General features: G+C 51.0%; 13 protein-coding genes, 1 tRNA gene and 1 pseudogene. 6 read left to right on the top strand and 9 right to left on the bottom strand.

Translation table 11 applies throughout. The features are described 5' to 3' along the window. Positions 1-120 precede the first annotated feature (120 nt). Positions 121-1,464: a Na+/H+ antiporter family protein gene (locus ACQKE4_RS03105; RefSeq protein ID WP_427386844.1), complete on the top strand. Its 1,344-nt coding sequence runs from the start codon at positions 121-123 to the stop codon at positions 1,462-1,464. Positions 1,465-1,558: 94 nt separating this feature from the next. Here ACQKE4_RS03105 and ACQKE4_RS03100 read toward each other — a convergent pair whose 3' ends face one another. The 4 genes from ACQKE4_RS03100 to ACQKE4_RS03085 form a co-directional block, all read right to left on the bottom strand. Further along, positions 1,559-2,290: an RNA methyltransferase gene (locus ACQKE4_RS03100; RefSeq protein ID WP_427386843.1), complete on the bottom strand. Its 732-nt coding sequence runs from the start codon at positions 2,288-2,290 to the stop codon at positions 1,559-1,561. A gap of 178 nt (positions 2,291-2,468) precedes the next feature. Continuing rightward, positions 2,469-4,112 (bottom strand): chaperonin GroEL, encoded by a 1,644-nt coding sequence (groL, locus tag ACQKE4_RS03095; protein WP_427386842.1) that lies wholly within the window; start codon positions 4,110-4,112, stop codon positions 2,469-2,471. An 83-nt stretch (positions 4,113-4,195) separates the two neighbouring features. Next, positions 4,196-4,489, bottom strand: a complete 294-nt coding sequence (locus ACQKE4_RS03090) for a co-chaperone GroES (protein WP_290835232.1) — start codon at positions 4,487-4,489, stop codon at positions 4,196-4,198. A 252-nt stretch (positions 4,490-4,741) separates the two neighbouring features. Beyond that, a complete protein-coding gene (locus ACQKE4_RS03085) occupies positions 4,742-5,266 on the bottom strand; it encodes an FxsA family protein (protein ID WP_290841686.1) in 525 nt (174 codons plus the stop codon). Positions 5,267-5,467: 201 nt separating this feature from the next. On the opposite strand from ACQKE4_RS03085, the gene ACQKE4_RS03080 reads away from it, so the two are divergent. Beyond that, positions 5,468-6,229 (top strand): SDR family oxidoreductase, encoded by a 762-nt coding sequence (locus ACQKE4_RS03080; protein WP_290833416.1) that lies wholly within the window; start codon positions 5,468-5,470, stop codon positions 6,227-6,229. Positions 6,230-6,354: 125 nt separating this feature from the next. On the opposite strand, the pseudogene ACQKE4_RS03075 reads toward ACQKE4_RS03080, so the two are convergent. From ACQKE4_RS03075 to ACQKE4_RS03065, 3 genes and pseudogenes are all read right to left on the bottom strand, one after another. Continuing rightward, a pseudogene (locus ACQKE4_RS03075) lies at positions 6,355-7,341 on the bottom strand (hypothetical protein). A 48-nt stretch (positions 7,342-7,389) separates the two neighbouring features. Next, positions 7,390-8,019, bottom strand: coding sequence for a hypothetical protein (locus tag ACQKE4_RS03070; protein ID WP_427386841.1), 630 nt, complete (start codon positions 8,017-8,019; stop codon positions 7,390-7,392). Positions 8,020-8,335: 316 nt separating this feature from the next. After that, positions 8,336-8,420: transfer RNA gene (locus ACQKE4_RS03065), tRNA-Leu, on the bottom strand. A gap of 113 nt (positions 8,421-8,533) precedes the next feature. Here ACQKE4_RS03065 and ACQKE4_RS03060 point away from each other — a divergent pair. Both ACQKE4_RS03060 and ACQKE4_RS03055 read left to right on the top strand, forming a co-directional pair. Further along, complete coding sequence (locus ACQKE4_RS03060) at positions 8,534-9,235, top strand: ComF family protein (protein ID WP_427386840.1); 702 nt, start codon at positions 8,534-8,536, stop codon at positions 9,233-9,235. Between the two features lie 54 nt (positions 9,236-9,289). Next, positions 9,290-10,264 carry a serine/threonine protein kinase gene (locus tag ACQKE4_RS03055; RefSeq protein WP_427386839.1) on the top strand — a complete coding sequence of 325 codons (975 nt, stop codon included), beginning with the start codon at positions 9,290-9,292 and terminating at the stop codon, positions 10,262-10,264. A gap of 27 nt (positions 10,265-10,291) precedes the next feature. Here ACQKE4_RS03055 and ACQKE4_RS03050 read toward each other — a convergent pair whose 3' ends face one another. Beyond that, positions 10,292-10,852, bottom strand: a complete 561-nt coding sequence (locus ACQKE4_RS03050; RefSeq protein WP_427386838.1) for a hypothetical protein — start codon at positions 10,850-10,852, stop codon at positions 10,292-10,294. Positions 10,853-11,162: 310 nt separating this feature from the next. On the opposite strand from ACQKE4_RS03050, the gene folE reads away from it, so the two are divergent. Continuing rightward, positions 11,163-11,714 (top strand): GTP cyclohydrolase I FolE, encoded by a 552-nt coding sequence (folE, locus tag ACQKE4_RS03045; RefSeq protein WP_427386837.1) that lies wholly within the window; start codon positions 11,163-11,165, stop codon positions 11,712-11,714. A 118-nt stretch (positions 11,715-11,832) separates the two neighbouring features. Further along, positions 11,833-13,290, top strand: a complete 1,458-nt coding sequence (locus tag ACQKE4_RS03040) for an NAD-dependent succinate-semialdehyde dehydrogenase (RefSeq protein WP_427386836.1) — start codon at positions 11,833-11,835, stop codon at positions 13,288-13,290. A 111-nt stretch (positions 13,291-13,401) separates the two neighbouring features. On the opposite strand, the gene purH is transcribed toward ACQKE4_RS03040, so the two are convergent. After that, positions 13,402-15,018 carry a bifunctional phosphoribosylaminoimidazolecarboxamide formyltransferase/IMP cyclohydrolase gene (gene purH / locus ACQKE4_RS03035; protein WP_427386835.1) on the bottom strand — a complete coding sequence of 539 codons (1,617 nt, stop codon included), beginning with the start codon at positions 15,016-15,018 and terminating at the stop codon, positions 13,402-13,404. Between the last annotated feature and the right edge of the window lie 47 nt (positions 15,019-15,065).

The raw sequence follows: 15,065 nt of genomic DNA, 5'->3' as shown, positions 1-15,065 counted from the left end.
GCATATCGACTAAAGTAGCAATATGTGAAGGGTAAACCTTAGTCTTAGGTTTGCCATTTTAATCTGCTAAAATCCGCTCCCTTCGCCGTTAATGACCTCTTAATAGCTCTAGGGATTTCCATGAATGCAGTAATTCTTGCGGTGCTGGTGATGGTGGCGCTGTCGCTGGCCCGTGTCTCGGTAGTGTTCGCGCTTGTGGTGGGCGCCTTGGTTGGTGGCTTGGTGGGCGGTTTGTCGCTTGAGCAAACGCTGGATGCTTTTAATGAAGGTGTGGGAGGTGGCGCCCAGGTGGCACTGGCTTACGCTACGTTAGGCGCTTTTGCGGTGGCTATTTCGCGCTCTGGCTTGCCGGATATGCTGGCGAACCGCTTGATAACACTGCTAGGCAAGGAAACAACCGCGGCACACCAAGCGCGGGTCAAAATGCTGCTGCTAACGGCCGTTTTGCTGGTGGCAATCTCTTCACAAAACGCTATCCCGGTACATATCGCCTTTATACCGGTGCTGATCCCGCCGCTGTTAACCGTGATGAATCGTTTGAGACTGGATCGACGTGCAGTGGCGTGCGCGCTGACGTTCGGTCTAACCGCGCCTTATATGCTATTGCCAGTGGGCTTTGGGGCAATTTTTCTAAACGATATTTTATTGGCTAACTTAAACAGCGCGGGTGAACCGTTGGGATTGGAAATCACCCGTGGGATGGTGCCCATGGCCATGGCTATCCCGGTAGGCGGTATGGCGCTCGGCCTCATAGTTGCACTGCTATGGAGTTACCGACGCCCCCGCGACTATCAGGCCCAGGATATTGCTGCCAATGTTTCTGAGGGTCATACGCCTGCAAAGCCGCACATGCTGGGTCTGGTAATGTCCGGAGTGGCGATTGTCGCGGCCCTCGGCCTGCAGCTGTATAGCGGTTCAATGATACTGGGTGGCTTGGTGGGCATTGGTTTACTGTCGCTGGGCGGTATTTTTAAGTGGCGCGAAGCGGACGATCTGTTCACCAGCGGTATGCGCATGATGGCGCTGATCGGTTTTATTATGATTTCAGCGGCGGGCTTTGCCGAAGTCATGAAAACCACCGGTGAAATTGATGCTTTGGTTTCTGGTGCGTTTGCAATCTTTGGCGATAACCGTGGTTTGGCGGCGTTGGTAATGCTGCTGGTTGGGTTATTTATTACCCTGGGTATCGGCTCGTCTTTCTCGACCATTCCGATTATTGCCGCCATCTTTGTGCCTCTGGCGGTTCAGTTCGGCTTTTCGCCCATGGCGACGGTCGTACTGGTGGGCACCGCGGCTGCGTTGGGTGATGCTGGCTCACCAGCCTCGGATTCAACCTTAGGGCCAACGTCAGGCCTGAACGTTGATCGTCAGCACGATCATATGTGGGACAGCGTGGTGCCGACATTTCTGCACTACAACATCCCGTTAGTGGGCTTTGGTTGGTTAGCCGCGATGATGCTCTAAAGGGTCTGTTTTAAAAACTGTTTAAAAAACTATTTGAGAAATATAAAAAGGGACAACGCTGTTGGCCCTTTTTTGATCGTGCTCGATTAAATCACTACTTCGGCAGGTGGCTTTCAAACGCACTTAATAGCCCACGCAACAGCGAAAGCTCTTTGCGGCTGGGCTGGGCGCGGGCGAAGAGGGCTTGCAACTGCTCTTCGGTGCGCGCGTGTGGCTGGGTTAAAAAGCCGCTCTCCTGCATTAAACGGCCCAGGTGCGCCTGAAAGTGTAAGAACTGTTCGCGGCTGGGCGGCGTTGCTTCCAGCGGGCGCTGATAAGCAAAGCCGCTCTCCTCACCTTTACGCCAGGCCCGATGCACTTCGTAAGCCAGTATCTGTACCGCCTGGGATAAATTGAGAATGCCGTAATCAGGATTGGCGGGAATGCTGACCTGGTGCGTGCAGCAGCCAATTTCATCGTTAGTCAGTCCCGAACGTTCGCGTCCAAACACTAGCGCCACTGGCGCCGTTTGTGCATTCTGAATGACGTCTGCCGCCATCTCATCGGGTTCGTCGAAGTGGGGCAAGGGTAGGCTGCGTAAGCGCGCGCTGGCACCAACGACCTGAACGCAATCGTTAACGGCTTCCCCCAGCGAGCTAACCACAAGAGCACTCTCCAGTACATCAGTGGCGCCTGCCGCTAGACGGGTTGCTTCTTCATCGGGAAACATACGCGGATTAACCAGCACTAGCTCGGTTAAGCCCATGGTTTTCATGGCTCGCGCGGCAGCCCCAATGTTGCCTGGGTGGTAGGTCTGAACGAGTACGATACGGATATGCTGCAACATGCGCTAGTCAGCCCGGTAGCTTAAAAAAATCGCGCAGATGATACCACGCTCACCAACCGTATAGGTGAATCAAGCCGCGTAAAACAGCAGGCCTTAAACGCAACAACCCCGCACAAGGCGGGGTTGTTGGTGACTACTTTAACAGCTAGCAGTCTTGAGCAAAGGGCTCAGGGTTGCATTACATCATGCCGCCCATGCCACCCATCCCGCCCATGCCACCCATGTCTGGGCCAGCTTCTTTCTCTTCCGGGTCTTCAGCGATCATGCACTCAGTGGTGATCATAAGACCAGCAACAGAACCAGCGGACTGTAGCGCAGTACGGGTAACTTTTGCGGGGTCAAGAACACCCATTTCGAACAGGTCGCCGTATTCGCCGGTTTGTGCGTTGTAACCGAAGTTGCCGGTTTCATCTTTCACACGGTTGATAACCACGGCGGGCTCTTCACCAGCATTGGAAACGATCTGACGCAGCGGTGACTGCATAGCGCGTAGCGCCATGTTGATACCGTGGTTCTGGTCTTCGTTTTCGCCGGTCAGGCCTTGTACTTTCGCCATAACGCGAACCAGTGCGGTACCGCCACCAGGGACGACGCCCTCTTCAACGGCTGCACGAGTAGAGTGCAGGGCGTCTTCAACGCGGGCTTTCTTCTCTTTCATTTCCACTTCGGTGGCAGCACCGACGCGGATAACGGCAACACCGCCTGCCAGTTTGGCAACGCGCTCTTGCAGCTTCTCTTTGTCGTAATCAGAAGAGGTGTCTTCGATTTGCGCGCGGATCTGGTTAACGCGGGCTTCGATATCGCCTTCTGCACCAGCACCATCAATGATAGTGGTGTTCTCTTTAGACATGGTCATGCGCTTAGCAGTACCCAGGTGGTCCAGGTTAGCTTGCTCAAGCGTCAGGCCGACTTCTTCAGAGATGACCGTGCCGTTCGTCAGGATAGCGATATCCTGCAGCATGGATTTACGACGATCGCCGAAGCCCGGTGCTTTGGCAGCAGCGACTTTAACGATACCGCGCATGTTGTTAACAACCAGCGTTGCCAGCGCTTCGCCTTCGATATCTTCAGCGATAATAGCCAGCGGCTTGCCTTGCTTAGCAACGGCTTCCAGTACCGGCAGCAGCTCACGGATGTTGGAGATCTTTTTATCCACTAGCAGGATGTAAGGATCTTCCAATTCAACCGTCATGGTGTCCTGGTTGGTGACGAAGTAAGGAGATAAGTAGCCGCGATCAAACTGCATACCCTCAACCACTTCCAGCTCGTCTTCAAAGCCACGGCCTTCATCAACAGTGATGACGCCTTCTTTGCCGACTTTTTCCATCGCTTCGGCAATGATTTCGCCGATGCGCTTGTCACCGTTAGCAGAGATAGTACCTACCTGAGCAATCGACTTGGTGTCGGTGCAAGGTACAGACATTGCTTTGATTTCTTTAACGGCAGCAGCAACAGCTTGATCGATACCGCGCTTAAGATCCATCGGGTTCATACCGGCCGTTACGCCTTTCAAGCCTTCAGCGATAATGGCCTGAGCGAGAACGGTAGCGGTGGTAGTGCCGTCACCGGCGGCGTCAGAAGTCTGTGAAGCAACTTCTTTAACCATCTGTGCGCCCATGTTTTCGAACTTATCTTTCAGTTCGATCTCTTTGGCTACAGAAACGCCGTCTTTAGTGACAGTTGGGGAGCCGAAAGATTTTTCCAGTACCACGTTACGGCCTTTAGGGCCGAGGGTTACTTTTACCGCGTTGGCCAGGACGTCAACACCGCGGGCCATACGTTTACGGGCATCATCTGAAAACTTAACTTGTTTAGCTGACATATCTGCTACTTCCTAAATTGAATGCAAAACGTGAAAGTAAATAATCGAGGTGCTCATCAGTCAAATGTGAGCAGCAACGACTGTTAGCCTTCAACAACCGCAAGAATATCGGCTTCGCTCATGATCAAGACTTCTTCGCCGTCGACTTTCTGTTTCTCGACACCGTAGCCATCTTTAAAGATCACGTTATCGCCAACTTTAACGTCGAGAGGACGGACATCGCCATTTTCGAGAATGCGGCCATTACCGACAGCAAGTACTTCTCCACGCGTCGGTTTCTCTTGTGCATTGCCCGGAAGCACGATGCCGCCAGCGGTTTTCTGCTCTTCTTCAACGCGACGGACGATGACACGATCGTGCAAAGGACGGATATTCATTCACGTTCTCCTGAGTATGGTTGAAGCCCTGGTAGGGCGGTTCGCTAAAAAGTTCTCGTGGGACTGCTGCGCCGCGAGAAGTGAAGACCTTACGGTCTTCCTTGTTAATGGCAACTGCTCTTCAAGAATGCGTCTGTAAGAGTCAGCCACCGAATTTATGTGCTGCCTGAAAAATGGGGGCTGCAGGTGGCCTTTCAAGGGGGGAGGCAATAAAAAATTGCTTTTTTTGTGTATTTATTTTCGAAACGGGGCTTAGCGGCGACGAGAAGGCTCATCACGACTAATAAAGTCTCCCTCAATAGGGCCTTCCTGGTAAGCCGATGAAGCGTCTTGTGAGTTGGCGTCTTTAAATGCCTCATCAACACGCTCCTCGGATGTATAGGAGTGGGTAGAGGAGGCATGTGGCCCTTGCTGTTTACCAACGACGGTTTTCAGCCCCAACCAGGTAAGGGCTTTAAACAGTAACTGGCGGGCGCTCGGTATTAGGCATGCAAGCCCTAGTGCATCGGATAAAAAGCCCGGAGCCATTAACAGCGCACCGCCAAAGATCAGTGCCGCGCCGGTGAATAGTTCGCTTGAGGGAAGCTCACCCACCTGCATACGTTGGCGCGCACGAGCCAGTGTAGAGACGCCTTCCTTACGAATCAGATGTAGTCCCGCGAAGCCGGTGCCCAGCACTAGAAGCAAGGTTGTTAACAAACCTATTTGACTTCCAATTGAAAAAAGAATAACAAAATCAAGCAGGGTAAATAGAGATATGGAAATAAGAATGGGCATGACTGACTCCAATAAACGCTAATAAAAGCGGCTCAACACCAGTTGTAATTGCATAATATTGTGCCAGAAATGCCAATAACAAGCAGCTAGAGTTGAGTGTTGCTGCTAGGGAATAGCTCGATTTTTATCGCTATTTGTTCTATGTTTGCTCTATGCTGCAATGCACAATAAAGCTGAATTATCTGCCGTAAGGAGTTAATAATGATACTTGCCGATAAAGTGATCGCCGTCACCGGTGGTGCGCGAGGCCTGGGTTATGCCATGGCGCTGCGATTAGGAAAACAGGGCGCGCGTATGGCGCTATTGGATATGAGCGCTGACTCACTTGATCAGGCCGTATCTCAACTTGCTGCGGAAGGTATTGATGCCCAGGCGTTTGTTGTGAATGTTGCAGAAGAAGCATCCGTGATCCAAGCGTTTAGCGATATTGCTGAGCGCATGGGGCCCGTCAGTGGCTGCATCAATAATGCCGGTATTACTCAGGATGCGCTTCTGGTTAAAGCTAAAGATGGCCATGTAGAAAAACGCATGTCATTGGCATCCTGGCAGAGCGTTATCGATGTTAATTTAACCGGTGTTTTCTTATGTGGCCGTGAGGCGGCGACTCAGATGATTGAAGCAGGGCACGAAGGGGTGATTGTCAATATCTCTAGTATCTCTCGTGCGGGCAATGCGGGGCAGAGTAATTATGCGGCTGCCAAGGCAGGCGTACATGCGCTTACGGTCACTTGGAGTAAAGAGCTGGCGCGTTATGGAATTCGTACCGGCACCGTGGCGCCTGGGTTTGTTGCAACCGAGATGACTGCTGCTATGCGGCCTGATATGTTGGAGCGCATCTCCTCTAACGTGCCGCTAAAACGCTTAGGTGAGCCTGATAATATTGCCCAGAGCGTCGCCTTTATCGTTGAGAATGACTATTTCACTGGTCGTATTATTGAGTGCGATGGCGGTTTACGGCTTTGATAAACTGCTAGCGCTAACCTAGCTATCTATTGGGGCTAGTTGTCTATTGCGAGTTGTGGGAGGTGGCGAGCCAAAGCTGCCTGCCTCCCGGCAATGCTATTAACGCCATTGTATTAAAAATGGAATTAAAAATAGTCGCGACTGATTTCGCGCTGGAAATACATTTCCAGACGTAGCGTCATCGCCCAGCGAGGGTCATAGCTGACGTCGCGCTGAAAGTGGAGCTCTGGAATCACATCGGCAAATAAAATCCCTTTGTGAACATCACGGCGATAGCGCGTTTGCAGGTAATAATTGGTCATGCGCGGGTTGGAAATGCTTTCGCCTATCGCAATGGCAGAGTAGCGAAGTGCGCTACGTCGATTGATGCGATGGTTAATTTCAGCAACTTCACTGTATTCAAGCGTGTCTTCTTCCTCACGTCATTGCACGTTTGAAATAAAGCGTAAATGACGGTTTTCACTTAAGGGACGGCCAACATCCCAGCGTGTCCGTGCTGAGTAGCCTTCATTGTTAAACCATGACACCCGGTTGTGAGACTCCAAATGCCAAGGCCCATCGCCAAGTTGCCATAGCCGCTCGCTGGTAAATCGTACGTACGGATCTATGGGAAATCTTAGCCGAACACCGGCACCGACTCGGTTGCTCCAGTTTTCACGTTTGTCGCGGCTCTCTAACCAGTCTAGGCCCAGTGTGGAGCTGCTACGGTCACGTTGATCATTCGCTAATCTTCCCGAGCCTTGCTCTTCGAGCGTGCCTTGAGACTCTTCTGGGTCACTCTCAATAACTAAGCGCAAACGATCTTCTGACGTGGGAAGGTCAATACGGTAACGAAGATTGATATCACCGCTGGTCCCCTCTCCCTCCATCCAGTCAATTTCTTGCCCCAGGCGTAGATAGGATTCGTTGGCAACCTGCATATGATCGTCAGTACCAAAAAAACCATCAATGCGACGTGAGGTATTATCGACCCAATTGCCTACGCTTTCACGAAATGGCTCTACGCGCTCTTCAGCCCACTCAGGTAAGTCGCTATCTTCCTCTTCAGCATAAGCATTGGTGGCGAGTGAAGTCATTAAGCCAAGCCAGCAGAACGTTATCATTTTATGCATCGAGAGTACTCAATAGTAGCGTGCTTTGCCGCCTGTTAATGAAGGAGTTTAACGTGCTTTATGGGTTTCAATTTCTTTTGCCCATTTCAGCACACGCTTGCGTTGACTACGAGTATTAAGCCGATGCGTATCCACGCTAGCGGGTATGAGTTGGTGATTGGGCGATGCATTTAAATCTAGGTTAAAATTGCGCGAAGCTCCCATTGGCATATCTTCAGAGCCGTAAATAGCGATCACGCGAATTTCGAGCTGAATGTTATGCCCATGGAGCAAGTCATCTTCGAGTTTCCAATGCTGTTTGACCTGGCTGACAATATTGCCAAACGATTGGATGTGCAGATAATCCCCTGAAGCAAGCGGGCCTTGATGGGTGCGGTAGCTATCTTCTTCCTGTTCGTCGCCTTGCTGTTGGTACTCAACAACATCAAGCGAGTAGCTGCCTTGTCGAGTATGCAGAATGGCCTCTAAATGTTGAATATAGATAGCCTCGCTACTCATATTACTAACTAAGCAGAGCGCTTCAGTGCCTATTCCTTTACCGCGATTAATAATGATCCGCGGGCGACGCTGGCGAACGTAGCCGTTATAAAGCAACTGGGCATAGAATATCCATACAAGCAGCGTGCAAACACTTGCGACGGCGGAAATTGCCTGGGCGTTATCGTTAAGCCATTCCATTGGATGAGATCCTTCTCATAGCCATAACTGATCGTACGTCGTAAATATAGCGGAAAAAATAGAGCTGAAAAATGTGCACACAGCTTAGTGAAACAGCAGGGGGCAGTCTGTCGCTGAGCTTGTTAACATTGATAGATATGCATAACTCAAGCACAAAAAAATGGCAGTTAGCCATTGATTGATTTGAGCGAATGATTTGGTATAGATAGATGCTAAATACTGGCCAAAAAGTAAACCATATTGAACTTATAGCTTGAAATATGGCGACTAATTGAAGAGATAGGATGATGCTATATCTTAAAAACTAACAAGTAATTGGTGCGGATGGGGAGACTCGAACTCCCACACCTTACGGCACTAGAACCTAAATCTAGCGTGTCTACCAATTCCACCACATCCGCGAAGACGAGGCGTATATTATCATCATTCCATTTGAAGTCAATAAGTGATTTTAAAATATATCTTAAACATGATGCGTCAGCGTTAGATTTTCAAGCAATGCCACGGAGGGGGTATGTATTTAAAACGATGGCTGCAGCGGGGGAGCACCTGGTTAAAGCGTGAGCTACCTGGCTACTGTGCATTCTGCTTGGCACCTGCAGAAGGGCACGGGTGGTGCTTTACCTGTGAGCAAGAGCTTCCCTGGAACTTACATGCCTGCCGTCAGTGCGGCGAACCAGTGGGGCATGCGCAGCCATTGTGCGGGCACTGCCTGGTCGACCCGCCCGCCTTTTCGGCCACCCACACTGGGTTGTTGTATCAAGGTGTGGTTAAAGAATTAGTGCATGATTTCAAATTTCATGCCACGACCAGAGCAGGTATGTTGCTTTTCGACTTAATGTTAATGACGCCGCCAACGGATAAAGGGGATGCCTTTTTATCGGTACCGATGACACCGACGAATGCAAGAGCGCGTGGGTTTAATCAGTCTCACTGGTTAGCAGAGCAGTTGGCTAAAATCTGTGATGTGCCACTAGTCAATGCCAGGCGGATTAAGGATAGCCCTTCACAGCGTACGCTGAACCGCCGCGAGCGAGTGGCAAATTTAGCCGGTGCTTTTGTGATTGAAGCAAAACTGCCTCGTCATATAGTGATTATCGATGATGTTGTCACTACCGGCTCTACTGGACATGCACTGGCAACTGCTGCGCTCAAAGCAGGTGCGAAACGCGTCGATATTTGGGCGGCAGCGCGGACACCCCTAGGCAAGGATTGATAGAATAACCCTTTAGCTAATTAACTAGCCCCTTTGCCAACCCAGGAGTGACCTATGTCACACCCGTTTAGCTCTCTTTCGCCAGATTTAGTGATGTCAGCCGCTGAGTCGCTCGGTATTTGGCCAGCAGGGGAGCCCTTCGCGCTCAACAGTTATGAAAACCGTGTACTGATGTTTCGTGGTGAAGATGGCAAAAACTGGATTATTAAGTTTTACCGCCCTAATCGGTGGTTAGATGTGGCGATTCAGGAAGAGCATGATTTTTTGCAGGAGTTGGCTAACAGCAAGGTGCCGGTGGTAGCTCCTTGGCGTGATGCAGAGGGTGTGTCTCTACACCACTTTAAGACATTTAGTTTTGCGCTATTTCCCCACTGCCCAGGCCAGGCGCCAGAGCTGGATAATCCTGCTCATTTGTTTGCAATGGGGGAGGTGTTAGGGCGGTTACATCAAGTGTCGGCTAAGAAGGCGTTTCAACACCGGCCATACTTAGAGATGGCGAGCGGTGTTCTTGATGCGCAGCAGCGCGTGCTGGCAAGTGAGCGGTTAACCCTTTATCAACAACGTGCCTATGAGCGCGTTATACAAAAGATGCATCAACACCTTTTAAAACATAACGTACCCGCGAGCAGCATGATTCGTTGCCATGGTGATTGCCATCTTGGCAATGTGCTAGGCCGCGAAGAGCAGTTTACGCTGGTCGATTTCGACGACTGCCTAATGGCGCCCGCTATTCAGGATATCTGGATGCTGCTGCCCACTGATGACCCTGAGGGCTGGCGGCCATACTTAAATGAAATTATCGAAGGTTATGAGGAAACGTGTTCCTTCCCTTCAGAACAAATGTCGCTTATCGAGCCGCTAAGAAGCTATCGGCTGATACGACACACTGCTTGGTTGATATCCCGCTGGGATGACCCCGCCTTTCCGCGTGCGTTTCCATGGGTAGCCGACAACGGTTACTGGGATCAGCATATCCGCCAATTAGAACAGCAGTGCTTACAATTAGATAACCCACGTTGGTTGGCATAAACCAACCAGCGTGGGTCCGGGTATTTGCTATTCAGCGTCTGGGTTGGGCTGCTCGCGGGGGATTGGGTTGGCAACGCCTTCACCGTTCGCCTGCTGGCGACGCTGGTTTAGCTCTGCAGAGGGGTTATCAAGCTCTTCAATTTCTACCGCTTCATCCAGAGTCAGTAGAAAGGGTTGCCCGGGCGAAAGCGTGCAGGGCGATCCATCGCAGGCAATAGCGTATTGGCCATCTTCCGCATAGGCACTGGCCATAAAATCGCCTGAAAAAATATTGCTATTCGCATCATTAGTTTCAATGCATGTCGCATTTTGAGTAGTAATCCGAATGCGATCATTGTTTAACTGTGCAGTACCAATAATGACGCAATATTCAGGCAATGAGTGTGACGCGCCTGCTGCCTGAATAGGGTGTAATAAGATGTCGTCTAGCCGGGCTTGTCCTGATGTAAACGTGAGCTCTTCAACCACTTCTACGCCCACCGTTGCCTCACTTGGTAGAGTCAAAGTGGACTCGTCAGCAAGCAGTGGCATAGCGAATAAAGGGGCCACGATGGCGGTTAACCAAATGGGTGAGGGTTTAAATGACATGGTCGGCTCTCAAAGTTGTCGCCTGCACTGAAAGCAGGAAATAGAAACAATTCATCATATCACAGGCGCTTTGGTTGCAAAGTGGGGGCCGTGTCACTCTGCCACAGGCGAAGCAGGTGCGGTAAAATGCTCTTTTTGATTAATACTCGTTGTGTGAGTTTTATTAAAAGTATACTTTTTGTACAAGTTGTGCAGAGAAAGGCGTTGGGAACATAGCGTCTAACAAGAGTTTTATTTTCATAAGCGCAAAAAGCAGTTGACCTAGCTGGCCGCCTAACGCTGTTGCGCATCGTTTTTGAAGAGGCTTAACATGTCCGATGATATCGCCGAACACTACCGCCAGATAATTACTGCATTGGGAGAAAATCCTGACCGCGAGGGGCTGAGAGATACGCCGAAGCGGGCGGCTAAGGCTATGCAGTTTTTAAATGCTGGCTATACTCAATCGCTGGAAGAAATTATTAACGGGGCGGTATTTGAATCGCAAACGGATGAAATGGTGCTAGTTAAAGACATTGAATTGTATTCAATGTGTGAGCATCACTTACTACCGTTTATTGGCAAATGCCATATTGCTTATTTGCCCAATGGAAAAGTGTTAGGTCTTTCTAAATTTGCGCGTATTGTCGATATGTTTGCACGTCGTATGCAGATTCAGGAGAACCTGACGCGAGAAATCGCCGATGCGGTTCAGGAAGTGACTCAGGCAAAAGGAGTTGCTGTAGTGATCGAAGCTCGCCACCTCTGCATGATGATGCGTGGTGTTGAAAAGCAGAATTCCAGCATGACATCATCGGTGATGTTAGGTGGATTTCGTAAAAATCAGTCTACAAGGCATGAGTTTTTAATGCTCATTAGCTAGATCAGTCATCGCTAATGGGCGAGCTGCTCACGCTACAAATTTGGTTTAAAGGGCCGTTTCGACTTAGCATGAAGTGGTTAATGAGCCTACAAGGCCATAATTTGGTCAGGAGTCTTTCATGGAAGCGCTTAAAGAAACGCAGCTATATTGCCCGTTTGCCTACATAGATGGTAGCTGGGTTGCAGCAGACAGCGGCGAGCAGATTACAGTATTGAACCCGGCGACCGGCGAAGCAATTGGTGATATTCCTCGGTTAGGTAGAGCCGAAACCGAGCGGGCGATTGACGCTGCTGATGCTGCGCTACCCGCTTGGCGGGCACTCACCGCTCAAGAGCGCGCCGATATGCTGATGAAATGGCATGACCTGATGATGGAGCATCAGCAAGACCTTGCCATGCTGATGACCTACGAGCAGGGCAAACCTCTTAAAGAAGCCGCGGGTGAAATTGCTTATGCAGCCAGCTTTTTACGCTGGTTTGCCGAAGAAGCGCGACGCGTTTACGGTGAAACGATACCCGCCGCTAAAGCCAATCAACGCATTGTGGTTACCAAACAGCCGGTAGGCGTGGTGGGGGCGATTACACCGTGGAATTTTCCTGCCGCGATGATTACTCGCAAAGCAGGTGCTGCGTTAGCGGCGGGTTGCACTATTGTTGTTAAGCCTGCCAGTCAAACACCATTTTCAGCCACGGCGCTAGCGCTTTTAGCCGAACGTGCTGGTATTCCCCGCGGTGTGTTCAATGTAGTACCGGGCAGCGCTAGTGATATTGCTAAGGCGATGACCCAGTCACCCAAAGTGCGCAAGATCACTTTTACGGGTTCCACAGAGGTAGGCCGCAAGCTAATGGCCCAAGCCGCTGAGCACGTGCAGAAGATTTCGCTCGAGTTGGGCGGCAACGCACCCTTTATTGTGTTTGAAGATGCGGACTTGGACGCGGCTGTTGAAGGTGCCATGGCGGCAAAATTCCGCAATGCCGGCCAAACCTGTGTCTGCACCAACCGCTTTTTAGTGCAGTCCAGTGTCATCAACGCCTTCTGTGAGAAATTGGCGGTGGCGATGAACAGCGAGTTGCATGTGGGTGATGGCACCAAGCCAAATATCAATATTGGTCCACTCATTGATGAAAATGCCGTTAAAAAGGTCAGTGAGCATGTTCAGGACGCCATCGATAATGGCGCTGAATTGCTGCTAGGAGGCCATCCGCACCCCTTGGGCGGTAATTTCTTCACGCCGACGCTAATCAGCTTTGCCACTGATAAAATGAAAGTGGCCCATGAGGAGACGTTTGGTCCTCTAGCGGCGGTTTTCCCCTTTGACGATGAGGAAACCGCCATTGAGATGGCCAATGATACCGAGTATGGCCTGGCCTCTTACTTCTACTCCCGGGATCTTGCCCGCGTATGGCGAGTCGCAGAAGCGCTTGATTATGGCATGGTAGGTATTAATACCGGCGCCATCTCCAATGCCGCTGCACCCTTTGGTGGTGTAAAAGCATCGGGTCTAGGCCGCGAAGGTGGTCACCAGGGCTTGGAAGAGTACCTTGAAACCAAATATCTATGTATCGACCTTGGTTAAGCCCGATGTTTTTGTATTAAAAGCTTAAGCAAGAATGTAAAAAAAGAGTGTAAAAGCCCCACCAGCAATGTGCAGGTGGGGCTTCTTCATTTTGGGGCGTTACTAACTCGTTTAATGACGGAAGTGACGCATGCCGGTAAACACCATGGCAATACCTGCTTCATTGGCGGCATCAATTACTTCTTGATCACGCATGGAACCGCCCGGTTGAATCACAGCGGTAATGCCAGCGGCGGCAGCGGCATCAATGCCGTCACGAAAGGGGAAAAACGCATCAGATGCCATAACAGAACCTGGCACTGAGAGGCCTTCATCAGCGGCTTTAATGCCGGCAATTTTCGCTGAGTAGACGCGGCTCATTTGCCCGGCGCCGACGCCGACGGTCTGTCCATCTTTGGCGTAGACAATGGCATTTGATTTTACGAATTTGGCTACCCGCCAGGCGAAAGCAAGGTCACGCAGCTCTTGTTCGCTAGGCGCGCGCTCGCTTACTACGGTTAAATCTTCCCGCGCCACCATGCCTTCGTCGCGATCCTGCACCAATAAACCGCCGTTCACACGTTTAAGATCAAACGTTGATTGATGTTGGCCGGGCCAGTTGTCACTGACGTCTAATAAGCGAACGTTCTGCTTATTGGCCACAATAGCAGCAGCTTCGTCGCTGACCCCAGGCGCAATGATGACCTCGACGAACTGACGATCAATAATCGCCTGAGCTGTCACTGCGTCCAGCGGTGTATTGAAGGCGATAATCCCGCCGAAGGCGCTGGTCGGGTCGGTGGCAAAGGCTTTATCGTAAGCTGCCAGGGCGGTTGCGCCAATCGCGACACCGCAAGGGTTGGCGTGCTTTACGATCACACAAGCAGTCTCGTTAAACGCTTTTACACACTCAAAGGCTGCGTCGGTATCGGCGACGTTGTTATACGACAGCGGCTTGCCCTGGAGCATCCTTGCGGTGGCTACGCTCGGTTCGCTGGCGTCAGGGTCAACGTAAAAAGCCGCATGCTGATGAGGATTTTCACCGTATCGCATGTCCTGCTTTTTGTGTAGCTGCAGGTTAAAGGTGCGCGGGAATGCTTCATCAGCAGGATTTACCATGCGGCCGAGATAATCGGCAATCGCGCCATCATAACCAGCGGTGTGCTCAAAGGCTTTAACTGCTAAATCAAAACGCGTGGCGTTACTGACTAGGCCATCTTGTGCTGCCAACTCACCCAGCACTCGAGCGTAATCACTGCTATTGACCACGATGGTGGTGTAGGCGTGGTTTTTAGCGCAGGCGCGGACCATGGTAGGGCCGCCAATATCGATATTCTCGATAGCATCTTCTAGCGTGCAATCTGGCTTGGCAACCGTGGTGGCAAAGGGGTACAGATTGACGACCACCATATCAATGGGGGTGATATCGTTCTCGGCCATTACCGCATCATCCTGGCCACGGCGAGCTAAAATGCCACCGTGAATTTTCGGATGCAGGGTTTTGACGCGGCCATCCATGATTTCGGGGAAGCCTGTATGTTCAGAAACTTCTTTTACTGGAATGGCATTTTCCTGCAGCAGGCGGAAGGTGCCACCCGTCGAGAGGAGTTCCACACCATGCTCGGTCAGGCCGCGGGCGAATTCCACAATGCCAGTTTTATCAGAAACGCTTAAAAGGGCGCGGCGGACGGGGGTAGCGCTCCTGTCAGTCAAGGAAGGGTTATCAGGCATAAGAGGGTTATCAGCCATTAGAGTGCTCGTGTGCAGAATCGAGAATTAAAAACAACAACGCCCCA

Origin of the sequence: Halomonas sp. NPDC076908 (assembly GCF_050269715.1) — a bacterium.
Taxonomy (GTDB): domain Bacteria; phylum Pseudomonadota; class Gammaproteobacteria; order Pseudomonadales; family Halomonadaceae; genus Vreelandella.
Note: the sequence above shows the minus strand (reverse complement) of the source record. Positions and strands in the feature narration are given on the sequence as shown.